Below are 24,764 nucleotides of genomic sequence, written 5' to 3'. Positions count from 1 at the left end.
ATGAGGCCTTAGGATGATGGGGTGGATTATTTGGTCGCCGCATTATCGGTTGGGCTGGTGCTCTATTTTCTCCTCCGGGTCTTGCAGGGGGTGCTGCCGGCAGGCTGGAAGGCCCGCACCCGCTCGCGCGGGCTGCGCCTGCTGAGCCGGTCGCATCAGCGCTGTGAGGTCTGCAAGGAACTGCTCAACCCCGCGGAGGTTGCCGCTTTACGCCAGGGCCGACGCAAATGCCCGGAGATGGCCCGCTGCCCCTACCAGCGGAGCCGGTGGCTGAACTAACGGTTCTGAGTTCATCGCCAATGCGAGCCAGCACCGGCATGCCGGCGTGCAGGTGAATATCGGAGACCCCTTTGTGAACCAGCAAAACCAGCATTTCTTCAAAATGCATAAGCGACCCAGGCCAAGGTTATCATCGTTTTGCGCTGCCCCTCACCCATATACAAACCACCCGGTGAACCCGGGGGCCGCACCCCCAGCCTTGGGGTGCCTCTGGGCTTAGGGTCAGTCGAAGGAAAAGCCGTTGGCCAGATGGGCCACCGGGCGGCCTGTGATGCGCTGCACCGCCTCGGGAATGAGGGGCAGGATGACCTCGAGGGAGTCCTTGCTGCCCTGCGGCCCTCCCGGTAGGTTGATAATCAGGGTTTTGCCCCGCACGCCCGCCACCCCACGGGATAGCGCTGCTAAAGGGTTTTTCTTGTAAGTTTCCATGCGGATAAGCTCCGCAATCCCGGGCGCCTCTTTCTCCAGCATCTCGCGGGTGGCCTCCGGGGCGTGATCGCGGTTGCTGAGGCGGATGCTGCCCAGTGTCAAGATCACGTCCAGCCCATCGCGGTCGGCCCACAAGCGCAACACCCGCTTAATCTGGGCCGGCTCATCGGGGATAATCTCGTAATTGGCAATCTCGTAGGGGCCTAAGGCCAGGCTCTCGCGCAACGCCGCATAAGCGTGGTCTTCGCTCTCCCCGCGGGCTTCACGATCGGAAATGGTAAGGATGCCGACTCGAATCATTCAGTACAAATTTAGAGCATAAAGATGGTAGTTTTGGGTTATATGTGGCACGATTGCCCAATCCTGGAGGGTCTGTATATTCGACTAGAGCCCCTGCGCCTGGAGCACGCCCCGGCTTTGCTCGAGCACTACGACGCCGAGATGGTGCAGTACCTGAGCAACGCCCCCAGGGAAGCCACCCTAGAGGCCATGCAAAATTACATCCGCTCGTTGTTGAGCGCTAAAGATCGGGTGAACTGGGTCATCGTCGACAGGGCCAGCGGCCAGATGGCCGGGCGCACCGGCTATGTGCGGATCAACCCAGAGTACCGCGGTTTAGAGACCACCACCTGGATTTTTACCCCTTTTCAAGGGGGCTATGCCAACCCTGAGAGCAAATACCTGCTTTTGTGCAGGGCTTTCGAGGATCTGAAGGCCATCCGGGTGCAGTTTCGGGCCGACGCCCGTAACACCCGTAGCTGCAAGGCCATCGAGAAGCTGGGGGCTACCTTTGAGGGCATTCTGCGTAAGGATCAGATTTACCCCAACGGCACCATCCGCAACACCGCGGTTTATTCGATTATCGACGACGAGTGGCCCCAGGTGAAAAAAGGCCTCGAGGCCCGGCTGTATCGCTAGCCAGCTCAAACCTGCCGCAGGTCTTCCAGCAGTTGCCAGCCCACCTCCTTGGGGGTGGCCTCGAGGTAGGGCTTTAGCGCCTGGCTCACCCACAGCGCCAGCGGCTTAAGGTCTTGTGGCTCCTGTTCGGTGCGCACCAGCAGGGTCACCTGGTAAAACTGCTGGGTCTCGGTGGGGGTGCCGTCCTCGAAAAAGGTCATGGGGGCCCGCACTTTATCAATCAGCACGTGCACCTCCCCCAGTTGGCGGGGAATTGCCTCGCGGGGGTCGAAGGAGAGTTCCTTGGGGTGCCACAGATAACCCTGAAACAGCTTGATGGCCTTCATCGCAGTCACAGGTCTGATTTTCGCCGCTGGGGGCGAAACCAAAAGTGGCTTTGGCCCTCTATCCCACCCGCGCCACCTCGGTTCCATCCCGTAGGTATACCCTGGGCAGGCGGGCCGCAAGCCGCACCGCCGGCTCGTAGCTGACAGTTCCGGTCAGCTCGGCCCAGCCCCACAGGCTGCTGGTGGGGTCGAAGTCGGGGGTGACCACCTCAAAAACCTGCTCCAGGCCCACCGGCCCCGGAAGCTTCACGGTAATCTGATCCATCGAGACCCGGCCCACCACCGGGCAGGTGCAGGGCTGGTCATCCGGGTAATACCGAACCGTCGCCCGGTTGAAGACCAGGCGGGGGATGCCATCGGCGTAGCCCACCGGCAGGGTGGCGATCCATTCCCGGCCCTGGGTGGTGTAGAGTCCGCTGTAGCCGATTCTGCGCCCCGGCGGCAGCTCTTTGACCTGGGTGGGTTTGGCCAGCAGGCGGGCAATGGGCTTCAGGCCCAAGTGGGGCAGGAGGCCATACAGGCCGATGCCCGGACGCACCGCACTCAGGCCGTATTCGCCAAAATTAAAAGTTCCGGCCGTATTGCACAGGTGGTAAAAGTAGCCCGGCCCAAACACCTGCTGCACCTGCTTGAAATGAGCAATTTGCTCTTTAGTCCAGAGCACATCCTCCTCAGCATCGGCAAAGTGGGAGTAGATGCCCTGGACGAGCAGGTTTTCATAGCGAACCAAGTGTTCTTTGACCTGTGGGGCTTCTTCGGGCTGGAAGCCCACCCGGCCCATGCCGGTGTCGAACTCGAGGTGCACCGTCACCGGCTTACCCAGGGCGTTGAGGGCCTCGGCGCTCTCGAGGGTCGAGATGGAAGGGATCAGATCCAGCTCGACCACCTCCCTGGCCTGCTGGGGGTGCAGACTCCCCATCAGCAGGATACGGGCCACAATGCCCGCCTTGCGCAGCTCGCGGGCCTCGTCGGTGGTGGCCACCGCCAGCCCCCAGGCCCCCAGGCGCAGCAGTTCCTTGCCCACCTCCACCGCCCCATGCCCATAGGCGTTGGCCTTGACCACACCGATCACCTGGGTATTTCCAGCTCGGGAGCGCAGCAGGTTGTAGTTGTGGGCTAAAGCATCGAGGTTGATTTCCAGCCAGGCAGGCCGCATGACTGCTAGTTTATACTTTGCGAATCTTCATGCTCTGCACCTGGCCGGTCTCGGCGTTGATGCGGAAGATCTTGTACTCACGGGTGCGGGCCGCATCGCCCAGGCTCAGGTAGGCGGTGGGTTCGCGCACCACGAAGGACAGTGTGACCTCCCAGAACCGGTTGTCGGGCGTGAGCTCGACCTCCTCGAGCCGCAACTCGGGAATCTGCTTTTCGTTGAAGAGGGTCTGGATATACTCGGTGGCGATCCTGACCGCTTCTTTGACCTCGAGCATAGATAAGGCGATTCTACTCCAAGCAAGACCGCCGCTGGTGTAAGCTATCTGGCGTGCCGCGCAAAATTATCCTCGACTGCGACCCCGGACACGACGATGCCATCGCCATCATGCTGGCCCTGGCCAGCGAGGAGCTCGAGGTCTTGGGCATCACCACCGTGTATGGCAACGTGAGCCTCGAGCGCACCACCCGCAACGCCCTGGTGGTGCGGGAGGTGCTGGGCAAAAGCGTGCCCATCTACGCCGGAGCCGACCGCCCCCTGGTGTGCGAGCGCATCAGCGCCGAGGCTGTGCATGGGGTCTCGGGGCTGGAAGGCCCCCATCTGCCCACCCCTAGCGGCCAGGCAGAGCCGGAACACGCTGTGCACTTCATTATTGAGCAGGTGCTCCAGCATCCCGGCGAGGTCACGCTGGTGCCGGTGGGCCCTCTCACCAACATCGCCCTGGCTATGCGGCTCGAGCCCCGCATCATTCCCCAGATTCGAGAAATTGTGCTGATGGGCGGCTCGATTGACATTGGCAACTGGACGCCAAGCGCCGAGTTCAACATCCTGTGTGACCCCCATGCCGCCAAAATTGTCTTTGGAGCCGGGGTTCCGCTGGTGATGATGGGCCTCAACCTGACCCATCAAACCATCGCCCACCCCACCCGGGTGGCGCGCTTCCGGGCCCTGGAAACACGGGTTGGCAATTTCGTGGCCGAGCTGCTCGAGTTCTTCCGCGAACACCACGTTCAGCGCTACAAATGGGACGGGGCCCCCATCCACGATGCCTGCGCGGTGGCTTATTTGCTACGTCCCGAGCTGTTCAAAACCGCGATGTTCAACGTGGAGATCGAGGCCAATGAGGGGCTGACCTTTGGGCGCACGGTCTGCGATTACTGGCGGGTGACCGGCAGGCAACCCAACTGCGAAGTGGGCCTCGAGGTTGACGTAGACGGCTTCTACGAGCTGCTGCTGGAGCGCATTGCGCGCTACGCATAGCACGGGAGTCCTGTTGGCCGTAAAGATATAAGCTATAGGCCATGAGCATTGTGGTGGTGGGAAGCATCAACATGGATCTGGTGGTGCGGGTCAAGCGACATCCGGTTCCCGGCGAAACCCTCCTGGGCTCGGATTACGAGACCCATCACGGCGGTAAAGGGGCCAACCAGGCCGTGGCCGCCGCGCGCATGCTGGCCCGCCCCATGCCCACCAAAAGCGCCAGCCCCGGCCCAGCCCCCGGGGTGCGCATGATTGGTAGGGTGGGGCAGGATGAGTTCGGCCAGCAACTGCGCAACGCCCTCAAGCGCGAGGGGATCAATGTGAGCGCCACCCTTCCCATCGCGGCCCCCACCGGCGTGGCTTTCATTGCGATTGATGAGGAAGGGCAGAACACCATCATCGTCTCGCCGGGGGCCAACCACCGCCTACGGCCCGAGCACCTCTCCCCCGCCGAGTTCGAGGAGGCCCGGGTGGTGGTCTTGCAGCTCGAGATTCCCCTCGAGACCGTGCGACGGGCGGCCGAGCTGGGCCGCCAGGCCGGCGCTCAGGTCATCCTGAACGCTGCACCTGCGCAAAAACTGCCCGATAAACTCCTACACCATATCGACATCCTAGTGGTCAACGAAATCGAAGCCCTGGGCCTGAGCGGGGTCAAGCCCGACTCACCCGAGATGGCCCTCGAGGTAGCCCAGCTACTGGCTAAAAAAGTGCCCACCGTCATCATCACCCTGGGTGAACAGGGAGCAGTGTGGGCATCCCCCGAGGGCCAGGGACATCAGCCAGTTCCCGAAGTAGAGGTCGTCGATGCCACTGGGGCCGGGGATGCCTTTATCGGGGCATTGGCCGCAGCCCTCTGTGAGGGAAGGCCCCTGGCCCAGGCGGTGGCCCACGGCTGTGTGGCCGGGGCCCTGGCTACCACCAAAACCGGCGCTCAATCCTCGCTGCCCTGGCGCGAGGAGGTGTGCGCGCGGCTCGAGCTTTGAAGGTTGCCAGCGGTGCTGCTTGCGGTCTACCACCTAACCGAGTACTTCTACCCCGACGCGGCGCGGGACTCCTTCAACGAGTTGTGGCTCTATCCAGTCGATGATCACCGCCAGGGGCTTCTGGAGTTTCGCCTTCAGATTACGCCCCATGCCCCAGCCCGCAGCCGGCAGGATTACTTTCATAACCGGGTGTACAGCTTTCACCTGCATCATCCCCACACCACCCTGCGGGTAGAAACCCAGGCCAAAGTCCTGACCTTTGCCATACCCGAGCCCCGGCCGGTACCCGTTCAGGCCTTAAGAAGCCTGCAGCCCAGGTTCTTTGAGTTTCTGGCCCCCACGGCCAGGATACCCCTGCACCACAACTGGCTCGAGCTGCTGGGTGTGCGCCGCCCTCTTCCCCACGAAAACCTGCACAGCTACCTGCTGGAAGTGACGGAGCACCTCCACCGGAGTTTTCGCTACGACGCCACCGCCACCGAGCTCAACACCCCACTGCTGCAATTTGTGGAAGGCCGGGCTGGGGTCTGCCAGGACTACGCCCAGGCCATGCTGGCGGTTCTACGCAGCGTGGGAATTCCGGCCCGGTACGTCTCGGGGTACCTGGCCACAGGGGTTGGCTCACAGGGCAGCCACGCCTGGGTTGAAGCCTTTGTGCCCGGCTCAGGCTGGTATGGTTACGATCCCACCAACAACTCCACCATTACCGAGCAGTACATCAAAAAAGCCCATGGGCGCGACTACGACGACTGCCCACCGCTTAAGGGGCTTCGCCGTGGGGGGGGCCAGGAGCGCCTGAACGTGCTGGTTCAGGTCAAGGTGCTGTAGGGTGGGCTGCTCCCCCGCCAACCCCTATTCACAACCGGTGTTCTTTTGCCCTGTCTAGGGGCTGCGGGTGGGACGCAGAATGTTCTGGGTGGGCAGGCGGTAACCGTGGTTGTCGGGGGCGTCGTCGGTGGCAGCGGTAATAACCCGGCCCGATTTAAGCTGGGTGCCCTCCCCCACCAGATACACCGCCCCCCAGGGCCGGTAGGTGCTGGTGAGGGTGTCTTTCTGCACCCTGCCATTGGAGAATCGAATGGTGCGGTGAACCTGCACCGTGGCGCCTTCGGCGGCCCAGTCTACCTGCACAAAGCGCTGGGCTGGCAGCTCGAGCGTGGCGATGTAGCGGGTGGGCAGGGCCGGCGTGCGGTTTAGCACGATGGGGTTGCTCCAGGTGACCCGGCGGTCCCTGGTGCCGAAAATGCGGAAGGTGATCTGGCTGCCGCGCACGCTGCTCTGGATTAGCAGGTGGCCGGGGGTATCGTTTTTGAACCTGAGGTCGAGGGAGGGCAGAAACACCGCGGCATCCAGGCCGGTGGGCTGGTAGTAGCGCACCTGGTAGCTGTGGGGCTGGCGTTGCACGATGGGCAGTCCCGCAAAGTAGGCTGAGCGGAAGAGGGTGGTTGAGACCTGGCACATCCCCCCACCCACCCCTTCTACCGTTTGTTCGCCGGAGATCACAAAGGCTTTTTTGAAGCCGGTGCGTTCGGAGACCTCGCCCATGGCCCTGGCAAACGAAAAAATTTCGCCTGGAGGAATCAGCGCGCCATCAAGGCGGCTGGCCCCAAGCTGAATGTTGTAGCGGCGTTCGTAGGAGGAACCAGCAAAGGAGGTGGTGGCCTCGGCTAAAAGCTCACGAATGCCCAGGTTGTAGAAATACGGCGTGCCTCGAGGGTGCAGGGTGTGGCGCACCGGTAGCAAAAACTCTGTCTGGCCGGATTGCAGGGCCTCAAGGTAGCGCTTCTTGGCCTCGGCCAGATCGAAGGTATGACCCATCTGGTCTTGCAGCACCCAGTCCTTCAAAGCCGCGTCGTAGCGCCAGCGGGCCTCGAGCGCGGGCCGGGCCGCCTGCTTGAGCAGAAGCGGAAGCTGCCCCACCCCCCCAATCTTGATGCGCTGGGACACCCCCACGGTCACAATCTGGCCCTTTTCAATGCGGTTTTCTAAAGCGTAGTAAAGGCCGTCCGGCCCTGCCAAAGCTAGCGAAATCCAGCAAAAAATAGCCAATGTGGTAGTACGCATACCCCCACTCTAAGGCCCCAAATACACAAAAAGTGTGCAAACTAACCCTGGCCCTGCGCATGCCGGGCCATCCAGCTTTGCAGCACAGCCTCATACTGCTCGGGGGCAAGACGAACCTGTTCGTAAAAACCTGCCTGCAAGCGCTGGCGCTGGGCCTCGAACAGAATCACCGCCGCCGCCACCGAAACATTCAGGCTCTGCACCATGCCCACCATGGGAATCAGAATGTGGGCATCGGCCAGCTCGGCGGCCTCCGGCGAGACCCCCCACTTCTCGGTACCCAGCAGGATGCAGGTTGGGCGGGTGTAATCGGCCTGACGGTAGTCCACGGCCCGCTCGGAAAAATGCGCGGCCAGCACCTGAAATCCCCGCGCCTTGAGGTGGGCAAAAGCCGAGGCAGTATCGGCGTGCAGTTGCAGCCCCACCCATTTGGCCGCCGAGCCGGAGGTCTCGTTGAAGGTTTTGCCTTTGAGGCTCAGATCCTCGGCTTCCTCCAGGTTTGGAATACCGTGCTTGGCCGGGATGGCGTGGGCCTCGAGCACCCCCACCGCGTCGCACGAGCGCAGAATGGCGGAAAAGTTGTGGGGCTTATGCACCCGCTCCATCAGCACCGTCAGGTCGGGCTGGCGTTTGTTCAATACGGCGCGAATCCTGGCAAGGCGTTCTGGCGTCACGGAGGTTCATTGTACTGTGCCAAAATGACGGCATGAAAGCCATCGTGGTTGAACAGAACGGCCCGCCCGAACACCTGCGCTACCGGGAGGTGCCCGAACCCAGCCCCGGGCCCGACGAGGTGCTGGTGCGCACCAGCCTGACCAGCCTCAACTACGCCGACGTCCAGGCCCGGCGGGGCGGCTACGAGGCCGGTTCACCGCCCCCTTTTATACCGGGGCTGGATGCGGTAGGGGTGGTGGAAGCCCTGGGCGCGGAGGTCAGGGGCCTGGCGCTGGGGCAACGGGTGGCAGTCTTTGCGAGTGGGGGCTCGTACGCCGAAAAAGTACTGGCTAAAGGGGTGCTAACCTACCCAGTTCCCGACGACCTGCCCGACGAAGCGGTCGCGGGCCTGACCGCCCTGGTCACGGCCTACAACACCCTGACCTGGGCTGGGCGCTTGCAGCCAAACGAGACCGTGCTGGTGCACGCCGCTGCGGGTGGCGTGGGCAGCCTGGCGGTGCAGATGGCGAAGGCCCTGGGCGCGGGGCTGGTCATCGGAACCGTGGGGCATCCGGCCAAGGCCGGGTTCGTCCGCAGTCTGGGGGCCGATGCCGTGGTGGGGTACGAGGGCTTTGCTGAACAGGTGCTCGAGCGAACCCAGCAAAAAGGCGCTGATCTGATCCTCGACTCGGTGGCGGGGGAGGTTTTTAGCCAGGGCATGCGCTGCCTAGCCCCTTTTGGCCGCCTGGTGGTGTACGGGCATGCCAGCGGCCAGGCCGGCAGCTTCGAGACCCGCCCGCTGCACCGCCAGACCAAAGCCGTCATCGGCTACAGCAGCGGGCATTACCGGCGCAATCGGCCCGAGCTGCTGCGGCCCACCGTGGAGGCCGTCTTTGCCCTGCTCCGGTCAGGTAGGATCCGGCTTCACATTGGAGCGCGCTACAGCCTCGAGCAGGCCGCCCAAGCCCACGCCCTAATGGAAAGCCGGCAGAGCACCGGCAAAATCCTGCTCTATCCCTAAACTTCCCGCTCGGTGCGGGAGAGCGGCCAGCTCGACACTTCGTTGAGCGCCGCCACCTCTTCCGCGCTCAGTTGTAGCTGCGCAGCCGGTAGCAGATCTTGCAGTTGCTGCACGGAGTTGGCTCCAACAATCGGGGCGGTGATGAAGGGGCGTGATAGCTGCCAGGCCAGGGCCACCTGGGCCGGATGCGCTCCGCGCTGCTGGGCAATTTCCAGAACCTTATCCAGTATCTTCCAGTTCTGCTCGCTAAAGCGTCCGCTGGCGATGCCCTGGGCCCGCACGCTCTCGGGTAGGGGCTGGTCGCGCCGGTATTTACCGGTCAGGAAACCACCGGCCAGGGGACTGTAGGGAATGACACCCAGGCCATAGGTCTCGCAGACTCGAGCCAGCTCGCGCTCGAAGTTCATGCGGGTGGGCATGGTCAGGCTGTACTCGGGCTGGATCGAGATAAAGCTCTCAAAGCCGTGCTTATCCGAGGCCCACAAGGCCTGCATTAAGCGCCAGGCCGAGAAGTTGGAGCAGCCGATGTAGCGCACATAACCCTTGCGCACCAGGTCGGTCAGGGCCGAGAGGGTCTCCTCGATGGGCACCTGGTTATCCACCCAGTGCACCTGGTACAGGTCGATGTGATCGATCTGCAGGCGGCGCAGGCTGTCCTCCACCGCCCGCATAATCCAGACCCGCGAGAGCCCCTCGCGCTGCAGGGGGTGGTTGCGCCCTTCCGAGCCCCCCGGCCCCATCGGGCCGCGCACCTTGGTAGCTACAATCACGCGGTCGCGCAGCCCCCGGCTTTTGAGCCAGCGCCCGATAATTTCCTCCGAGACCCCGCCGGGGTTGCCTGGCGCCCAGGTGCTGTAGATGTCAGCGGTATCGATCAGGTTACCGCCCGCCTCCACAAAAGCGTCCATAATGGCAAAGGCGGTGGGCTCGTCGGCCGTCCAGCCAAACTGCATGGTGCCCAGGGCGATGGGATGAACAAACAGACCGGATTTTCCTAGTTTGCGGTAGCGCATAGGGCCTGATTCTACGGCCATCGGCCTTCGAGCATTGCAACGTTTTTCATCTTTGCCCTTGGCAGCTCTGGGCTTAGGAAGCGGGCAGGTTGTGGGCGTTGGCCCGCAGGCGCTCGATAAGGGGACGCAACAGGTCGCGCTTGAGCTTAAGCGACTGGCGGTTCACGATAAAGCGGGCGGTGGAGTGGGCCAGCACCTCGACCTCGAGCAAGCCCGCCGCTTTGAGGGTAGCCCCGGTCTGCACCACGTCCACCACCGCATCGGCCAGCCCGGTGAGGGCGGCCAGCTCAACATTACCGGCCAGCTCGATGATATCGGCCACCATCCCCCGTTCGCGCAGCACCTGCGCGGTAAAGCGGGGGTATTTGGTGGCAATTCGGCGAATGGGGTCGGTCGCAGCCGGGTGGCGGATGAGCGAAAGGCGGCAGGCCCCCGTGCCCAGATCCACCGGCTCGTACACATCGCGCCCCGACTCCAGCAGCACGTCGTTGCCCACCACCCCCACATCGGCAATGCCCAGGTCGACGTAGGTGGGCACGTCGTGGTTGCGCAGCTCGAGCACCGCCACCCCCCCCTCCTGCCCATGCAGCAAGGCCCGTTCGCCCTCGAGGGGGGGCAGTTCCAGCCCGGCCTGCGCCAGGGCCCTGTAGCCATCTGCGAAGTTGCGCCCCTTGGGCAAAGCCACCACCAGCGTGAAACGTCCTCGAATCATCCGAGCTTCCTTATATCACACCAAAGCCAGGCGCTTCATTCGGCCCTCTCTAAATGCGGCTACGATGCTACCGGTTCTGGACGAACCTCAGGGGTGTGGTCGTGGTCGGGGATCAGGTCTTCGGCCTCCCGCACCACCCGGAACAAGTACCCCCCCAGGCCCACCACCATCCCCAGCAGACCGCTAATCACCAACAAAAACGCCATTCCGGCCCCGGGCCCCACCCCCACCAAACCTCCAAAAACACCCGCCAGGGCCCCATCGGGCATCATGGCTGGGGTCAGCACCCGGTCGGCCAGGGGGCCGGCCACCAGCATCGCCAAAGGCCCAGCCACCCAGGCGATCATGCGCCGGGCCGCGAACACCTTGCCCTGCACATCGGGGGGCACTTTGGCCTGCCAGATGGCCTGATTAGAGCCGTTCAGGATGGGCACAATCAGGGCAAATATAAAGGCACAGGTAGCCCAGACCCACACGCTCTGTCCCAGGCCCAGCAACACGCTGCCAAAAAAGCTCGAGAGCACCCAGCCCATAAGCACTCCGTGCACCTTGCGGCGGGGGCCGCCCCAGGTAGAGAGCAGCACCCCACCCAGAACCCCCCCCACCCCTGCGGCACTCTGCACGGTTGCCAGGGCGGTTTCGCTCGAGGCTGTGCGGGCCAGAATCATTGCGGCCATGATGGCTGAACCCAGGTTGGCCACCAAATTACCCAGCAAGAACACCGTCTGTAAGCCCAGCAGGCTGGGTCTGGCAAAGATGAACCGGAAGCCATACAGGGCCTCACCCAGCAGGCTGCCCCGGCTTTCCCTGCCCGCTGCGCTTGGCTTGGGCTGCGGTACATGCACCAGCATAAGGGTAGTGAAAGCCGCCGTAAACGTGAGCAGATCCAGTAGAAGAATGCCCCTCAGCCCCACCAGCCCTAGCAGGATACCCGCCAGAATGGGAGCCCCAATGCCCGAAGCCGACTCCGCCAGCGAGAGCAGGCCATTGGCCCGGGCGTAGTCTCGCTTGTGCACCATGGTGGAGATGGCCGCCGAGTAGGCAGGCCACTGGAAGGCACTGGTCAGGCCGTTGAGCGTGCCCACCACGTACAGATGCCATATCTCAAGGTTTCCACTCAAATACAGCAAAAATACCACCAGCGTACCCCCCGCAGCGCCCAGGTCGGAGAGCATCATCATGAGCTTGCGGTTGCCCCGATCGACCCAGGCCCCGGCCAGGGGCGAGATCAGGATGAGCGGAACCATATAGAAAAAGCCCATCAGAGCCAGCGAGGTGGCCAACCCAGTTTTTTCGAAGGCCCAGATGGTAAGGGCAAACTGGCTCATGCCGCTGCCCACCAGCGAGACCAACTGCCCCAGGGCCACCAGCGTGAAGCCCCTCAATCCAGTTAAGTACGGCTGCATATTGGTTTGTGTGCTACCCACAAGCACCTTCCTAGCCCTCGAGTTTAGGGAATATCTACTCCACAAAAAATACAAAACTTAGAGTAGGCTACAAATATGTCCCAGAGCATGCCCAGGGCACACCTGGTCGATAACGCGCTGGCCGCCCGCATTCTGGCCGACCCCAAGAGCGCCGTATTTCTCAAGCCCTTTATGCGCAGCCCCACCACCATCAAAGCCGCGGCCGAGGCGTTCGGTCTACCCATCCAAACCCTGCACTACCGGGTCGAGCAGATGCACAAGGCCGGCTTGTTGAAGGTGGTAGCGGTCTCCAAAAGACAAGGGCGGCCCATCAAGCACTACCAGGCCATCTCTACCTCTTTTCGCGTTCCCCTGGAACTGATACCCCAGCGCCTCTTGGAGAACTTAACCGGTCATGCTTTCTGGAAGGCCCGCCTCGAGCGCAGCCTGCAAAAAGCCCTGCGAGAACACCCCGGATCGGAAATTGTGGTCTACCGCAACGCTGATGGGCTGCTGGTCTGGGGCTCCTACCTCGAGGAGGAAGCCCACCCACCCGAACACCTAAACCCCCAGCACCCCGCCATCCTCAACCTCTGGAACGGAGGCCTGATGCTGGACAGAGATGATGCCAAAGCCCTGCAACGCGAACTTTGGGAGCTATATGAGCGTTATGCTCACCGGAACGGCTCGGAAAAATATGTGCTGCACCTGGGTCTGGCACCAACCCTCGAGACCTGACGCGCAAAGTTATGGCCTCAGGACAGGTCTGTCCGGGGGTTTGCGTTAGCTTACCGTCAGTTTGAAAAGCCGCTCACCCCCTCCGATGTTTTCGTTTTGGCCAATCCGAACCATGCGCCACCGTGAGCTGCATCCCTACGCGGCCCTGGGACTCGAGCCACACCTCCAGCTTGCCAATGGCCGCGTAACTGATCCCTGGGCAGAACTCCAGCCGCTTGAACCCGTAACGGCTACCAAACTGGGCCAGGGCGTACAGGGTGGGGAACTCGTGGGCCAGGTACTCGGCAGCCTCGGCGGAGCCGGTAATGACCTCGAGGATGTGGCGGTGCTCGATCTCAGCAGGCGATAGGCTATTCCGCTTGGCACAGGCCCGCAGGCCCAAACGGTAGGCTAGCGAGCGTTCATAGGTAGCCCTGCGACGGGTTGTAAAAGGGGGTGCATCATTCATAGCGCGGCTTGGTTAGGCGGTGGGTGATCTGCCGGTCAAGCTCCGGGTCAATCGGGCCCAGCTCCAGCCGGGTGCTGTGCCGATCGACCCAGTCGGCAAGGGGGCCCAGTTGTTCGGGCCCTTGGGTCAGACGGCGGGGCACCTTAACTTTGCGGGGGGTTTTGGAGGTGGTTCTAGCCATGGCTCTACTCATAGTGTACCTCAGCGATTTCTCTGGCCCTAGCAGTTCGAGCCGATACCAGATACAAGCTGTCGGGCAGCAAAATCACAATCATTGTGAGCTTGCGCCCAGCGTCGGTGCTGCCCACCACAAGAGCCACCGGGTTTTCCCCCTCGCTCATTACGGGCCTGCTGCGCCGCTTGGGATCGGCAAGAGCCTGGTGCACCTCCTGGGGCCTCACGTTGTGCTTGCGCCTGATCTTGCCCTCTATTTCGGCGGTGATGATTACATTGGGCTCCCAGTTTTTATCTGCTGATGGCAGCAAAGACCAGTAGCCCCCCATCTCCAAAACTGTGCCGGCCCGTTCCATCTGATTTAGCACCTCCACAGGGGTAACCTACAACCGACTGGCGATCTCTTCGAGCGTCGCTGGGCCGGCTTGCAAGACGCGCTCAATGTGCCGGCGCACTTACTTCCTCCTGAGGGTGTTGAGCGCTGTGGATATCCACAATCCAATAGCAACGGCCAGTGCAGCCAGGAACACGGCCTGCCAAAAGGTGTTCTCCGGCCCCAGCCAAACCACTGCCACGACCAGGACAAAAAGCAAACCAAAAGCAATCACACAACCTCCCGTTTGGGTTGGCCGTACCGCAATAGGGCCTCGGGGTGCTTACGCTCAAACTCCTTCCAGCGCCTCCAGGCGGTATGGTTGCTACAGGTGTAGCCCAGTTCTCGCACGATCTGTGCAGCTTTATCAGAGCTGTAACCCATCAGATACAGGTTCTCCAGGATGGGGTAGGTCAGCAGGCTATTGGGGGTGCGGTAGCCTAGTTTTCGGCCAGGTTTTGCCATGCATGCTCCTTTTCCAGGCTTTCCAGCAGGGCCACCAGTTGCCGGGCCCTGTTAAGAGCCAGTCGGTAGCCGCTGTGGATGCGGTGGCGGGTGCTGGTGTGGGGCTCGAGGCCGGTGTACAGCCGCAGACCGATACGAATGTCGGATAGCATCCGCCAGGCGGCTTTTTGCTGGTAGATGTTCATGACCGCCCTCCCAGGTAGGCCACCGACGCACCGGAGCGTTCCGTAGCATGTCCAGCAGCCCGGTTTCGTCCAGCAGGTGGCGGGTGTAGGCTGCCGGGTTGTTGAGCCGGCCGCGCTCGCGGGCATCCATGCCTCGTCGGATTTGCTCATACAGACGCGTAAAAATGCTCTGCCCCACATCGGCCAGCCGGCGGGCCTGCCAGAGCAACCAGCACCACCCCCCAAACCGCCTGGGGTCGTCGCCCAGAGCCGCCAGGATAGCCCTGGCCGCCCGCTCCACCACCTCGCCCACCTCTTTTCGGCTGGCAAACTCGACTTCAAATAGCACTTCTACCGTGCTGGACGAGTTTTCGACATACAGATTATTCTCGGGTTGGATAGATCTGGAGGGGATCGCCCAGTTAAGAAGACCTGCATCCAATCCTAACTGTCCACTTTCTTTTGTATGTCGAATCACCGTGTAGGACAGCTTTCCGTTGGCTTTATCCTGCTCCAGGTTGCGGTAGGTTTCTTTCATGTCGCTCCAGATCAGGCGGGCTTTACGGGTGGGGTCAAGGCTCACGAACCAGACCGTGCCGGTATGGCAGGTGCGGCCCCAGGCTGTGACCTTCTGAGGCCGGTAGACCACCAGGCCAGCCTGTACCAGGGGCCGTAGCCAGTGCTTGATGGTGTGGCGGTGCACCCCGAAGTCCAGGGCCACCTGCTCGAGAGGGGCGTGCAAAGTAACCTGTTTTGGCAGGGTAGAGAGTCGCTTGTGCCCCAGCCACAGCAAGGCGGCGTTTAGCAGGTGGCTGTATAGCTCAAAGGATTGTTGGTTGAGCTTGTGGCGTTCCCTGGCCTCAAGGGCGATTTGCTGTCGGTAGTAGTCTATGGTCTTGCGTACCTTGGGCGGGTTGGCGGCCAGGTCGGCCTTGAGGTTGCTGAAGGCTGGGGATTCGATGGATGGGCGGGGTGCGGTCATGCCCGATCACCCCTTTCTCCGGTGGTAGACCCTGGGCCACCTCTGCGAGGGGCCTTAGCGTGGCTTACAGAGCCTCGATTTTTGCGTGAGGGACAAGCTTCATTTTGTATAGTGGGTGTGCCCCCTTGTTCCGGTGGAGAGGCCGGCACCATACCCAGCAGCTCGACCAGGTCGAGGAGGGCCTCGAGGGGTGACTCGCCAGTGCCCCAGATTTCGGCGTACTGGGGGGCCTTGGAGGTGGAGGCACAGACCCAGATGATGGCCCCCTGGTAGCGCTTGCGTATCAGCGCCAGGAATTTCACACCCGGTTGCTGGGTGGCGTGATGTACCTGCTCAAGCAGCTTTCTGAACTGTTCATCTTGTTGGGCGTAAGGGGAGGTGGGGCTAGGCACGGTACACCTCCCGGCTTTTCTCTCGGGTGAACTCGAGGTACTCGGTAACAAAGAACAGCTCGTGCACCTGCAAGCGAGAGCGGTATAGGGCTAGCTGGGCCAGCCAGATTTGGTAGGCGAGCTGGGCCCTATCCATACCGCACTCCCTTCCAGGGGCGGAACATGGCCCGCACCCAACGGGCTGTTTCGGTAAACAATGCAGCCCGAGCCGCCACCAGCTCACGCCGGGCCTGGGCAAACATAGCCAGGCGGGCCTCGAGCATTGCCATGTCGTTGGTCAGCAGCGCCTCATCCACAGCCGCCTTGCACGCAGATGCGCGAGCAAGGGCCTCGAAATAGTTCCTGGTTGTAGGGGGGTCTACAGGTTGGGGTCTTGCAGGGCTTGTGAGATTATCGTCTTGGCGATTTTTGGGCATCTGGACAGCTTCCTTCCTAGGAACTGTCCGGGGGTTTGCGTTAGCTTACCCCCGCAGGCCTGCATAGCCTTGACGCATAGCGTATATGGGTGTATGCTGATACTATCAGCCCCGGTAATCGGGGGTTTTTTATTTAACATGGCCTACGAGCGTTTAGACAAAGTGCTGGGGCACCTGGGCGTGGGCAGCCGCAAAGAGATACACCGGCTGGCTCGAGCAGGCCTGATTACCATCAACGGCAAGATCGTCGCCGATGCAGGCTTTAAGTTTGACCCCAGCCAGGCCCACATCGAGGTGGCTGGGGAGCCGCTGGTATATCAAAAATTCTTCTACCTTCTGCTCAACAAACCCGCCGGCTACATCACCTCCACCAAAGACCCCAGCGGCACCCCCATCACGGCCCTCCTGCCCGAAGAATTCTGGCGCAACGACTGGATGCCCGTGGGTCGCCTGGACAAAGATACCGAGGGCCTTTTGCTGCTCACCACCGACGGTGAGCTATTGCACCGGCTCACCCATCCGCGCTGGAAGGTAACCAAGCGCTATTACGTGGAGTTAGCCAGCCCCGCAACCCCCGAGGATGTCGCGGTCTTTGCAGCGGGTACGCTCGAGCTCGAGGGCGAACCACTTCAGCCAGCAGAGCTGTACCTGGGCCCCGACCCTCGTAAGGTCGAGCTCGTCCTCCGCGAGGGCCGGTTTCACCAGGTCAAACGAATGTTCGCCGCTCGCGGCAACCAGGTAACCTACCTCAAACGCCTGGCCTTTGGGCCTCTCCAACTTCCGCCCAACCTGCCCCCTGGGGCCAGCCGCCAACTTACCCCAGATGAGATCAAAGCCCTCTACGAGGTGGTTGGCTTGCCCGGCTGAAAATAAAATAGGCGGGATATCTCCCGCGCTAAAGATAATTATAGCAGACTATTCAAAAATGAAAAGTGGTATGCAAAAAAGCCCCAGCCCAGGCCCCAAACCCCTAAGCTATAAATTGTAAAGTGAAGCATGGTTGGTTGAGGCCCATCCGGTAGAGTGAGCCCCTGTATGGAAGCAGTAGGCCAGCGCATCCTCTCGGTCAAAGACGCGGTGCTTACCCGTCGTAGCATCCGCAAGTTCAAACCCCAGCCCATTCCCCAAGAAGTGCTCGAGGAAATCCTGTCACTGGCGCTCAAAGCGCCCAGCTCCAACAACCTCCAGCCCTGGCGGGTGGTGGTGGTGCAGAATCCCGAACTCAAAGAGCGTCTGCGCGAAGCCGCCAACAACCAGGCCCAGGTCAGCTCGGCCCCTGCCGTGCTGGTGGTATACAGCGATATGAAGGACACCCTCGAGCACGTAGAAGAAATCTTTCATCCGGGCTTTTCCGAGGAGCAAAAACAACTTCGGGCCGCCAATCTGCGCAAAGCCTGGGAAAGCAAAAGCGACGAGGAGCGCGAAAACTGGGGTAAGGCCCAGGGCTTTATTCTGCTGGCTTTCCTGATGTTGATTGCTCGCTCGTATGGCTATGACACCGTACCGATGGGTGGGTTCAATGCCAGCAAGGTAAAAGAAATTCTGAACTTACCCCCACATGTTGCCATCACCGCGCTGCTACCGATTGGCATCGCCGATGAAGCCGGTTTTGAGCACCACCGCCACAACCTACAGCGGGTGGTGCGCTGGCAGTAGCCAGCGCGCATGACATTGGTGCGTGTGTTTTTATCAGCCAAGCTGGCGCCTTTTTGCCGGCCTGGCTGCATCCATCGGGCTGTAGGATAAAGGTATGTACGAGTTTCTACTCTCTTTCCACAACATCGCCCGCTGGCTGGTGCTGCTCGCCGCTGTGTACCTGATCTATCGGAGCATCATGGGGCTCAAAAACCACACCTATACTGCCGCCGATCGCCGCGCCGGCCAGGTGTATACCGGTCTGATGGATCTTCAACTGCTTCTGGGTATTCTGTTGATGCTGCTGAGTCCCTTTGTTCAAAGCGCGCTGAACAACCCTGGCGCGGCCATGCAAAACAGCCAAACCCGCTTTTTTATCGCCGAACACTGGGTGCTGATGCTCGCCGCCGTGATACTGGCGCATCTGGGCAACGTCCGCGTCAAAAAAGCCGCCGACGCCCTGCTCAAGCACCGCCAAGCCCTGATCTGGTACGGGCTGAGCGTAGCCCTGGTGTTGCTGGCCGTCCCCTGGTGGCGGCCTCTACTGCGCCTCGGGTGAACTTTTACTGATAGAAAAACCAAAGGCTGCTCAATCGATCCACTCATACCGTTTCCGCTTGAATCATTCGCCGCCACACGCAGTCAGGGGTGAAGGATTCAAGCTAACCGAAGGGAGTAGAAAAGCACTTCGGCAGTATCTTTCAGGCTTGCTGAAGTAAACGATACTGCCGAAGTGCGCGTCGATATAGAAATCAATAGAGGAGGCCTTAGCCTCCTCTATTGGAAGGGACTGCCAGTTTATTTCTTGACGGTTTCCTTCAGGGCTTTGCCAGGTTTGAAGGCAGGGTACTTAGAAGCAGGAATCTTGATTTTTTGGGTGGTGCCAGGCTTCACGCCGGTGCGGGCTTTACGGCTGCGCACCTCGAAGGTACCGAAGCCGGTCAACTGCACTTTATTACCGGCCTTGAGGGCTTCTTCGACCTTGCTCAGGAAAGCGTCTACAGCGGCCTTGGCATCCTTCTTCTTCAAACCGGCGGTAGCGGCTACCTGGTCAATCAGATCGGCTTTGGTCTTGGTTTTCTTTGCTGCGGCTCGTGCCATATTGTTACCTCCTATGTTTTCCCTTCAGCACGGAGTGTATCACAGCTAATCTACAAATTGCAAGCACCAGAGCAGTGTTCGAGGCAATTTCGTTTCAGACAGAATGCCTAAACCGTGGGTTTTCTGTGGTACTCGGGGGGCAAAAGTGCGGTCACAGCGGCCTCGAGCCGATGAGTGACCTCCTCCAAAGTCTGGTGATCGGGCTTGCCAGGAGGTAGCACGAGGGGATCCCCGAAGACCACCCGAACCCCGCGGCGCAGGCGCGGCCCTTTGCCCACCGGCCAGGCTTTATCGCTGCCGATGATGGCGGCTGGAACAATCACCGCGCCCGTGCGCAGGGCAATGGCCGCCGCGCCGGTCTTGAAGGGCTCGATAAAACCGGTACGGCTGCGGCGCCCCTCGGGGAAGATGCCAAAGGCCATGCCGTTTTTGAGCACGCGGATAGCGGCTTTAATCGCCCCCAAGTCCCCCGAACCCCTCGAGACCGGAATCACGTACAGGCGCGGCAAAAGCCAGCGCAGGATGGGATAGTTGAACACATCGTCGCGCGACATGTAGCTCACCACCCGAGGGCAGGCCACCCCCATTACCACCGGATCGAGAAAGGACATGTGATTGGAGGCCAGTATCACCGGGCCTTCCTTGGGAATTTTCTCGGCCCCTTCCACCTTCAGGCCAAACAAGACCTGAAGCAAGAAGCGCGCAATCACCTTACAGACCTTGTACACGCCCAAGCCGTACTCGTACATGGCCCAACCATCATAAGCACAAAGCCCGGTTTGAGCACCGCGCAAACACGAGAGAAGGGAGTTCAGTCCAGCTTTACCACCACCCGCCCCCGCACCCGACCCTGCAGGATGGCCTGGGCCAGCACCGGTACTTCCTCCAGGCTTACGGTTTGCAGGGTGGCTTCCAGCAAGGGCTTGGGCAGTTCGCGGGCCAGGCGCTGCCAGGCCAGGAGGCGCTTCTCTTTGGGGCACATCACCGAGTCAATGCCCAGCAGGTTAACCCCGCGCAGAATAAAGGGGAAGACGGTGGTCTCGAGCTTCGCCCCACCGGCGTTGCCGCAGGCCGCCACGCTGCCGCCGTAGGCCATGCGCGGCAGCACCCCGGCCAGCACCGCCCCGCCCACGGTGTCCACCGCCCCGCCAAAGCGTTCGGACTCGAGGGGTTTGCCAGGCGCGCTGAGCACCGCGCGATCCAGAATCTCGCTGGCGCCCAACGACTTCAGATAGGTTTCTTCGCTCAGGCGGCCCGTGGAGGCCACCACCCGGTAACCCCGCTGGGCCAGCAACGCCACGGCCAGGCTGCCCACCCCCCCGGCTGCACCGGTGACCAACACTTCTCTGGCGGGGTCTATGGAATGGGCCTCGAGGGCCATCACCGCCAGCATGGCGGTAAAACCCGCGGTGCCAATGCCCATGGCCTGCTTTAGGGTGAGCCCTTCGGGCAGGGGCACCAGCCACTCCCCGCGCACTCGAGCCAGCTCCGAGAGCCCGCCCCAGTGCCGCTCCCCCACCCCCCAGCCGGTCAGGATCACCGGGTCGCCGGGTTTGTACTCCGGCGAGGCCGACTCCAGCACCGTGCCGGCCAGGTCAATGCCCGGAACCATGGGGAAATTGCGGATCACCTTGCCCGCGCCGGTAATGGCCAGGCCGTCCTTGTAATTGAGGCTGCTGTAGGCCACCCGCACCAGCACCTCACCCGGCGGCAGCTCGTCCAGGCGGGCCTGCCGGATCTGGGCGGTGTAGGGGTCGCCCGATTCCACCACCAGTGCCTTGAAGGTTTGCATGGCCCTAGATTACCCGATGGGCGCTGGGCAAGCACAATCCGTCTCCGCTGGCAGTGTTAGGCTGTTGGCATGCCTTCTCCACTGGTCAGCGCCCAATGGCTGCACGAACACCTAGGCGACGAGCGGCTCCGGATTGTGGACTGTCGTTTTTCCCTGCAAGACCCCTCAGCCGGTCGGCAGGCCTACACAGCCGGGCACCTCCCTGGCGCTCTGTTTCTCGACCTGGAGCAAGACCTCTCGGCGCCGGTGCGGCCCGACCGCCGGGGGGGCCGCCATCCCCTGCCCACCCCGGAGGCCCTGGCCCAGACCCTGGGCAGGGCCGGCATCGGCAACGAGCATTTTGTGGTGGCCTACGACGACCCCCCCGTGGGCGGCATGTATGCCCCGCGCCTGTGGTGGCTCCTGCGCTGGCTGGGCCACGGGCAGGTGGCCGTGCTGGACGGCGGCATCGGGGCCTGGCGAGCAGCGGGTTACGAGGTTTCTACCGCGGCGGTTGAGTATGCCCCCACCACCTTCAAGCCCCACCCCCAGCCCGAGATGGTGGTGGACGCCAATTTTGTAGCCCATCGCCCGGCAGGTACGGTGCTGATAGATTCCAGGGCCCCCGAGCGCTACCGGGGCGAGGTGGAGCCCATAGACCCGGTGGCCGGCCACATTCCGGGGGCCATCAACCGCAACTGGCTGGACAGCCTGGAGGCCTCGGGCAGGTTCAAACCCGCCGAAGAACAGCGAAAACGTTTCGAGGGTCTCGAGGGCGAGATTATCGTCTACTGCGGCTCGGGTGTCTCGGCCACGGCCAATGTGCTGGCGCTGGAGCTAGCGGGCAAACAGGCCCGGCTCTACGCCGGTTCCTGGAGCGACTGGGTCTCCGACCCCAGCCGTCCGGTAGCCAGGGGCCCAGAATAAACCCCCGGCCCAGGGTAAACTGGCCTTCAGGATATGCAGGTTATCTCGCACCGGTTCAAAACCTACCTCGAGCTCGTCCGCTTCGAGCACACCCTCTTCGCCCTCCCCTTTGCCTACGGCGGCATGCTGCTGGCCGCCCGGGGCTGGCCGGGCTGGGAGGTGTTCGCCTGGGTTACGGTGGCCATGGTGGGGGCCCGCACCGGGGCCATGGCCCTCAACCGCCTGATTGACCGGGCCATTGACGCCGCCAACCCCCGCACCGCCGGACGCCACCTCCCCCGGGGGCTGGTCAAACCCGCCGAGGTGCTGGCCCTGGCGGTGGTGGGCCTGCTGCTACTGGCCCTGGCCGCCTTCAACCTCAACCCCCTCACCGCCCAGCTGCTGCCGGTGGCGGTGTTTTTTCTGGTGGGCTACAGCTACACCAAGCGCTTCACCTGGCTGTGCCACTTCTGGCTGGGCCTGACCATCGGGGCCGCCGCCGCCGGGGGCTGGATTGCCGTTACCGGGGCTTTTGAACCCGCTTTGTTCGCCCTCTGGGCCGGTACGGCCTTCTGGCTGGCCGGTTTCGACATCCTCTACGCCACCCAGGACTACCAGTTCGACCGCGAGAACGGCATCCACAGCGTGCCGGCCCGCTTCGGCCTCCCTGCTGCCCTGCGCATCGCCCAGGCCTGCCACGCCCTCACCTTCGGTTTTTTTCTGCTAACCGGCCTGCTCTGCGGCGCGGGCTGGCCCTACTTTGTGGGGGTGCTGGCGGTGGGCGGGGTGCTGTGGTACGAGCATCAGCTGGTGAGGCCCAATGACCTGAGCAAGGTAGACCAGGCCTTCTTCCAGGCTAATGTGGTGGTGAGCCTGGGGATGCTGGCGGTAATTCTGCTGGACACCTGGTTCTAATACCGTTTTTGCTTGAATCCTTCACCGCCCTGCGTAGGCAGAGGTGAAGGATTCAAGCCGACCGAAGGGAGTAGAAAAGCCTTTCGGTAGTATCGTTTAGGCTTGCCACATTGAACGATACTACCGAAATGCGTATAAGCCCTCCAGCCTCAGGAAGCCCCCAAGAGTGAGCGCATCTGCCGGTAGATAAAGCGGGCGGCCCGCTCGGGGGACAGGCGGTAGAGGAAGTCCATCAGCCGGGCATCCGAGCCCACCAGCACCCGGAAGCGGTTCTGTTCCATGCCCTCCACGATAATCTGGGCAGCCCGCTCGGGCTCGAGGGGCCTGGCTGCCGGCTGGCGGCCCTCGGCGGCCCGGATCGCCACCCCCGAGTTGACGGTGATGTTGGTGGACACCGCCCCCGGAAAAACCACCGTCACCCGCACCGGGGTGTCGAGCAGCTCGGCGAACAGGCCCTCGCTCAGCAGCTTGACCGCTGCCTTGGAGGCCCCGTACACGCTCTGCCCCGGCACCGGCAGGAAGCCACCCATGCTCGAGATGTTCACAATATGCGCCTCGGGGCGCTGCAAAAGGTGCGGCAAAAAGGCCTTGGTCATGTACAGGGTGCCGTAAAAGTTGACGTTCATGACCCGCTCGATGGCACCGTAATCCAGGTCGTTGACCCGCACAAAGGGCTGGATAATGCCGGCGTTGTTGATCAGGCCGTCCACCGCCCCATGCCGGGCCATCACCTCGGCAGGCAGGGCCTCCACCGCCTCGCGCTGGGTGATGTTGAGCACGTGGGTTGAGAGCCGCTCGGCGGCCTGGGCCAGTTGGGCGGTTTCTTGCAGGCTGGCCGCGTTGAGATCCACCGCCGCCACCCGGGCCCCTTTGCTAAGCAGCCGCAAGACCAGCGCCCGCCCCATGCCGCTGCCACCGCCCGTGACCACCACCACTTTGCCTTGAACTTTCATGCCACCTCCTTTGTGGGTCTCGAATTTTTACGGCCCAAGCCCACCCTTCGTCTAATCGAAGCGCAGGGCCTCGCGCATCATATGGGCCACCGCATACGCATCGTACAGGTCGGAGTAACCCATCAGCGAGAGGCGAAAGACCCTGCCCTTGAGCTGGCCCTGCCCGCCGATAATGGTCGCACCCCGCGCGGCGAAGGCCTCTTTGACCTGGGCGTAGCTCACCCCCTCGGGCAGGTAAAAGCAGGTGGTGGCGGGGCTTTTTACCTCGGGCACGGGTTTTAGCCCAAGCTCCTGGCCGGTGGCGTAGAGGATCTCGTTCTGCTGCTGTTTGAGGGCGATGTGCTCGGGCAGCCGGGGCAGCAGTTCCGCCAGCACCGCGGCGGTGGCAGCCACCAGGTTGATGGCCGGCGTCCAGGCCGACTCGCCCGTGCTCTGCACCTTGAGCTCGGAGGCCAGGTTCAGGTAGAAGCCTCGAGGCTTGAGGTGCTCGATCGCACGGGGCGAGAGGGCCGCATAGCCCAGCCCTGGGGGGCACATGATGCCTTTTTGCGAGCCACAGGCGGCAGCGTCCAGGCCCCAGCCCTCCAGCTCGAACTCGCTTACAAACAGGCTGGTGATAGCGTCCACCACCACCAGCCCCTCGGGGAAGCGGGCCTTGAAGGCCTGGGCCAGGGTGCGCACGTCGTTGAGGGCCCCGGTCGAGGACTCGGAGTGGGTCAGGAGCAGGCCGTCGAAGGGGCCCTGGGCGCTTTCCAGGTGCTCCGGGCGCACCACCCGGCCCCACTCGAGCTCCAGGCGCACTACCTCTAGCCCGGCCTGCTGGGCAATTTTGGCCCAGCGCTCGGAGAAGTTGCCGTGCACCGGCACCAGCACCCGCGCCCCCGGTGCAAAGAGGTTCTGCACCAGGGCGTCCATGGCGGCGGTGCCGGAGCCGGTGAGCAGCAAGACCTGGCCCTGGGTTTTGAAGGCGGCCTCGAGGCCGGTCTTGGCCTGGAGGAAAACCTGTCGGGCCGCGTCGCTGCGGTGGTGAAGCTGTGGGCGGGCGAGGGCCTCGAGGGCCCTGGGGTGGAGTTCCACCGGGCCGGGGGTGAGCAGGCGGGGGCGGTACATGCC

General features: G+C 62.4%; 33 protein-coding genes. 12 read left to right on the top strand and 21 right to left on the bottom strand.

All coding sequences use genetic code 11. The features are described 5' to 3' along the window. Window positions 1-21 precede the first annotated feature (21 nt). Window positions 22-279, top strand: a complete 258-nt coding sequence (locus MRUB_RS01035) for a hypothetical protein (protein ID WP_013012506.1) — start codon at window positions 22-24, stop codon at window positions 277-279. A gap of 222 nt (window positions 280-501) precedes the next feature. On the opposite strand, the gene MRUB_RS01030 is transcribed toward MRUB_RS01035, so the two are convergent. Next, window positions 502-1,008, bottom strand: coding sequence for a MogA/MoaB family molybdenum cofactor biosynthesis protein (locus MRUB_RS01030; protein ID WP_013012505.1), 507 nt, complete (start codon window positions 1,006-1,008; stop codon window positions 502-504). A gap of 42 nt (window positions 1,009-1,050) precedes the next feature. Here MRUB_RS01030 and MRUB_RS01025 point away from each other — a divergent pair, with 42 nt between their 5' ends. Next, window positions 1,051-1,626, top strand: coding sequence for a GNAT family N-acetyltransferase (locus MRUB_RS01025; RefSeq protein WP_015586269.1), 576 nt, complete (start codon window positions 1,051-1,053; stop codon window positions 1,624-1,626). A 5-nt stretch (window positions 1,627-1,631) separates the two neighbouring features. On the opposite strand, the gene MRUB_RS01020 is transcribed toward MRUB_RS01025, so the two are convergent. Genes MRUB_RS01020 through MRUB_RS01010 form a run of 3 tightly spaced genes read right to left on the bottom strand, consistent with a single transcriptional unit; the run spans window position 1,632 to window position 3,382 of the window. Then, on the bottom strand, window positions 1,632-1,952 hold the full coding sequence (locus MRUB_RS01020) for a DUF3208 domain-containing protein (protein ID WP_013012503.1): 321 nt from the start codon (window positions 1,950-1,952) through the stop codon (window positions 1,632-1,634). A gap of 58 nt (window positions 1,953-2,010) precedes the next feature. Then, on the bottom strand, window positions 2,011-3,108 hold the full coding sequence (gene alr, locus MRUB_RS01015; protein WP_013012502.1) for an alanine racemase: 1,098 nt from the start codon (window positions 3,106-3,108) through the stop codon (window positions 2,011-2,013). Between the two features lie 10 nt (window positions 3,109-3,118). Next, complete coding sequence (locus MRUB_RS01010) at window positions 3,119-3,382, bottom strand: hypothetical protein (RefSeq protein WP_013012501.1); 264 nt, start codon at window positions 3,380-3,382, stop codon at window positions 3,119-3,121. Window positions 3,383-3,435: 53 nt separating this feature from the next. Here MRUB_RS01010 and MRUB_RS01005 point away from each other — a divergent pair, with 53 nt between their 5' ends. From MRUB_RS01005 to MRUB_RS00995, 3 genes are read left to right on the top strand one after another with little or no spacing between them, the layout of a single operon-like run. Next, on the top strand, window positions 3,436-4,365 hold the full coding sequence (locus MRUB_RS01005) for a nucleoside hydrolase (protein WP_013012500.1): 930 nt from the start codon (window positions 3,436-3,438) through the stop codon (window positions 4,363-4,365). Between the two features lie 41 nt (window positions 4,366-4,406). Beyond that, complete coding sequence (gene rbsK / locus MRUB_RS01000) at window positions 4,407-5,348, top strand: ribokinase (protein WP_013012499.1); 942 nt, start codon at window positions 4,407-4,409, stop codon at window positions 5,346-5,348. Window positions 5,349-5,360: 12 nt separating this feature from the next. Beyond that, complete coding sequence (locus tag MRUB_RS00995; protein WP_013012498.1) at window positions 5,361-6,176, top strand: transglutaminase family protein; 816 nt, start codon at window positions 5,361-5,363, stop codon at window positions 6,174-6,176. Between the two features lie 54 nt (window positions 6,177-6,230). Here the strand turns inward: MRUB_RS00995 and MRUB_RS00990 are convergent, their stop codons facing one another. Both MRUB_RS00990 and trmH read right to left on the bottom strand, forming a co-directional pair. Next, on the bottom strand, window positions 6,231-7,412 hold the full coding sequence (locus tag MRUB_RS00990; protein ID WP_013012497.1) for a VanW family protein: 1,182 nt from the start codon (window positions 7,410-7,412) through the stop codon (window positions 6,231-6,233). A gap of 41 nt (window positions 7,413-7,453) precedes the next feature. After that, entirely contained in the window at window positions 7,454-8,086 is a 633-nt protein-coding gene (trmH, locus tag MRUB_RS00985) for a tRNA (guanosine(18)-2'-O)-methyltransferase TrmH (RefSeq protein WP_013012496.1), read from the bottom strand. Between the two features lie 32 nt (window positions 8,087-8,118). On the opposite strand from trmH, the gene MRUB_RS00980 reads away from it, so the two are divergent. Beyond that, on the top strand, window positions 8,119-9,087 hold the full coding sequence (locus tag MRUB_RS00980; protein ID WP_013012495.1) for a quinone oxidoreductase family protein: 969 nt from the start codon (window positions 8,119-8,121) through the stop codon (window positions 9,085-9,087). On the opposite strand, the gene MRUB_RS00975 is transcribed toward MRUB_RS00980, so the two are convergent. The 3 genes from MRUB_RS00975 to MRUB_RS00965 all read right to left on the bottom strand — a co-directional run bounded on the left by MRUB_RS00975 (window position 9,084) and on the right by MRUB_RS00965 (window position 12,218). Next, the gene (locus tag MRUB_RS00975) at window positions 9,084-10,100 is read right to left on the bottom strand and encodes an aldo/keto reductase (protein WP_013012494.1); all 1,017 of its coding nucleotides are present in this window, start codon (window positions 10,098-10,100) and stop codon (window positions 9,084-9,086) included. The two genes, MRUB_RS00980 and MRUB_RS00975, sit on opposite strands and share 4 nt — an antisense overlap. A gap of 73 nt (window positions 10,101-10,173) precedes the next feature. Further along, window positions 10,174-10,812 (bottom strand): ATP phosphoribosyltransferase, encoded by a 639-nt coding sequence (gene hisG / locus MRUB_RS00970; protein ID WP_013012493.1) that lies wholly within the window; start codon window positions 10,810-10,812, stop codon window positions 10,174-10,176. Window positions 10,813-10,871: 59 nt separating this feature from the next. After that, window positions 10,872-12,218, bottom strand: a complete 1,347-nt coding sequence (locus tag MRUB_RS00965) for an MFS transporter (protein WP_013012492.1) — start codon at window positions 12,216-12,218, stop codon at window positions 10,872-10,874. 622 nt (window positions 12,219-12,840) lie between these two features. On the opposite strand from MRUB_RS00965, the gene MRUB_RS16295 reads away from it, so the two are divergent. Then, the gene (locus tag MRUB_RS16295) at window positions 12,841-13,005 is read left to right on the top strand and encodes a cyclic lactone autoinducer peptide (protein WP_412176855.1); all 165 of its coding nucleotides are present in this window, start codon (window positions 12,841-12,843) and stop codon (window positions 13,003-13,005) included. Between the two features lie 24 nt (window positions 13,006-13,029). Here the strand turns inward: MRUB_RS16295 and MRUB_RS00955 are convergent, their stop codons facing one another. From MRUB_RS00955 to MRUB_RS15895, 7 genes are all read right to left on the bottom strand, one after another. Continuing rightward, a complete protein-coding gene (locus MRUB_RS00955) occupies window positions 13,030-13,404 on the bottom strand; it encodes a hypothetical protein (RefSeq protein WP_013012490.1) in 375 nt (124 codons plus the stop codon). Beyond that, a complete protein-coding gene (locus tag MRUB_RS00950; RefSeq protein ID WP_015586264.1) occupies window positions 13,397-13,585 on the bottom strand; it encodes a hypothetical protein in 189 nt (62 codons plus the stop codon). Before MRUB_RS00950 ends, MRUB_RS00955 begins: the two co-directional genes overlap by 8 nt. Window positions 13,586-13,589: 4 nt before the next feature. Next, the gene (locus MRUB_RS00945; protein ID WP_015586263.1) at window positions 13,590-13,952 is read right to left on the bottom strand and encodes a BrnT family toxin; all 363 of its coding nucleotides are present in this window, start codon (window positions 13,950-13,952) and stop codon (window positions 13,590-13,592) included. A 230-nt stretch (window positions 13,953-14,182) separates the two neighbouring features. Then, window positions 14,183-14,416: a hypothetical protein gene (locus MRUB_RS00940; RefSeq protein WP_013012486.1), complete on the bottom strand. Its 234-nt coding sequence runs from the start codon at window positions 14,414-14,416 to the stop codon at window positions 14,183-14,185. Window positions 14,417-14,467: 51 nt separating this feature from the next. Further along, entirely contained in the window at window positions 14,468-15,562 is a 1,095-nt protein-coding gene (locus MRUB_RS00935; RefSeq protein WP_013012485.1) for a hypothetical protein, read from the bottom strand. Window positions 15,563-15,946: 384 nt separating this feature from the next. After that, entirely contained in the window at window positions 15,947-16,090 is a 144-nt protein-coding gene (locus MRUB_RS15900) for a hypothetical protein (protein WP_013012484.1), read from the bottom strand. Further along, window positions 16,083-16,250 (bottom strand): hypothetical protein, encoded by a 168-nt coding sequence (locus MRUB_RS15895; protein WP_013012483.1) that lies wholly within the window; start codon window positions 16,248-16,250, stop codon window positions 16,083-16,085. The genes MRUB_RS15900 and MRUB_RS15895 overlap by 8 nt, the downstream gene beginning before the upstream one ends. Before the next feature lie 213 nt (window positions 16,251-16,463). Here MRUB_RS15895 and MRUB_RS00925 point away from each other — a divergent pair, with 213 nt between their 5' ends. The 3 genes from MRUB_RS00925 to MRUB_RS00915 all read left to right on the top strand — a co-directional run bounded on the left by MRUB_RS00925 (window position 16,464) and on the right by MRUB_RS00915 (window position 18,564). Further along, complete coding sequence (locus MRUB_RS00925) at window positions 16,464-17,237, top strand: pseudouridine synthase (protein ID WP_013012482.1); 774 nt, start codon at window positions 16,464-16,466, stop codon at window positions 17,235-17,237. Between the two features lie 168 nt (window positions 17,238-17,405). After that, entirely contained in the window at window positions 17,406-18,026 is a 621-nt protein-coding gene (locus tag MRUB_RS00920) for a nitroreductase family protein (protein ID WP_013012481.1), read from the top strand. Between the two features lie 94 nt (window positions 18,027-18,120). Continuing rightward, complete coding sequence (locus tag MRUB_RS00915; RefSeq protein ID WP_013012480.1) at window positions 18,121-18,564, top strand: hypothetical protein; 444 nt, start codon at window positions 18,121-18,123, stop codon at window positions 18,562-18,564. 239 nt (window positions 18,565-18,803) lie between these two features. Here MRUB_RS00915 and MRUB_RS00910 read toward each other — a convergent pair whose 3' ends face one another. The 3 genes from MRUB_RS00910 to acuI form a co-directional block, all read right to left on the bottom strand. Continuing rightward, a complete protein-coding gene (locus MRUB_RS00910; protein WP_013012479.1) occupies window positions 18,804-19,106 on the bottom strand; it encodes an HU family DNA-binding protein in 303 nt (100 codons plus the stop codon). A gap of 107 nt (window positions 19,107-19,213) precedes the next feature. Beyond that, the gene (locus MRUB_RS00905) at window positions 19,214-19,855 is read right to left on the bottom strand and encodes a lysophospholipid acyltransferase family protein (protein ID WP_013012478.1); all 642 of its coding nucleotides are present in this window, start codon (window positions 19,853-19,855) and stop codon (window positions 19,214-19,216) included. A 62-nt stretch (window positions 19,856-19,917) separates the two neighbouring features. After that, window positions 19,918-20,898, bottom strand: a complete 981-nt coding sequence (gene acuI, locus MRUB_RS00900; protein WP_013012477.1) for an acrylyl-CoA reductase (NADPH) — start codon at window positions 20,896-20,898, stop codon at window positions 19,918-19,920. 69 nt (window positions 20,899-20,967) lie between these two features. Here acuI and MRUB_RS00895 point away from each other — a divergent pair, with 69 nt between their 5' ends. Together MRUB_RS00895 and mqnP are read left to right on the top strand one after the other, a co-directional pair. Then, on the top strand, window positions 20,968-21,804 hold the full coding sequence (locus MRUB_RS00895; RefSeq protein ID WP_013012476.1) for a sulfurtransferase: 837 nt from the start codon (window positions 20,968-20,970) through the stop codon (window positions 21,802-21,804). Between the two features lie 33 nt (window positions 21,805-21,837). Next, a complete protein-coding gene (mqnP, locus tag MRUB_RS00890) occupies window positions 21,838-22,698 on the top strand; it encodes a menaquinone biosynthesis prenyltransferase MqnP (RefSeq protein WP_013012475.1) in 861 nt (286 codons plus the stop codon). Window positions 22,699-22,847: 149 nt separating this feature from the next. Here mqnP and MRUB_RS00885 read toward each other — a convergent pair whose 3' ends face one another. Then, window positions 22,848-23,651 carry an SDR family NAD(P)-dependent oxidoreductase gene (locus tag MRUB_RS00885; protein WP_013012474.1) on the bottom strand — a complete coding sequence of 268 codons (804 nt, stop codon included), beginning with the start codon at window positions 23,649-23,651 and terminating at the stop codon, window positions 22,848-22,850. Between the two features lie 51 nt (window positions 23,652-23,702). After that, window positions 23,703-24,761 carry a pyridoxal-phosphate-dependent aminotransferase family protein gene (locus MRUB_RS00880; RefSeq protein ID WP_015586260.1) on the bottom strand — a complete coding sequence of 353 codons (1,059 nt, stop codon included), beginning with the start codon at window positions 24,759-24,761 and terminating at the stop codon, window positions 23,703-23,705. Window positions 24,762-24,764: the final 3 nt, after the last annotated feature.

The sequence above is a fragment of the Meiothermus ruber DSM 1279 genome (genome assembly GCF_000024425.1).
GTDB lineage: Bacteria > Deinococcota > Deinococci > Deinococcales > Thermaceae > Meiothermus > Meiothermus ruber.
This window is presented reverse-complemented; position numbering and strand designations above follow the sequence as displayed.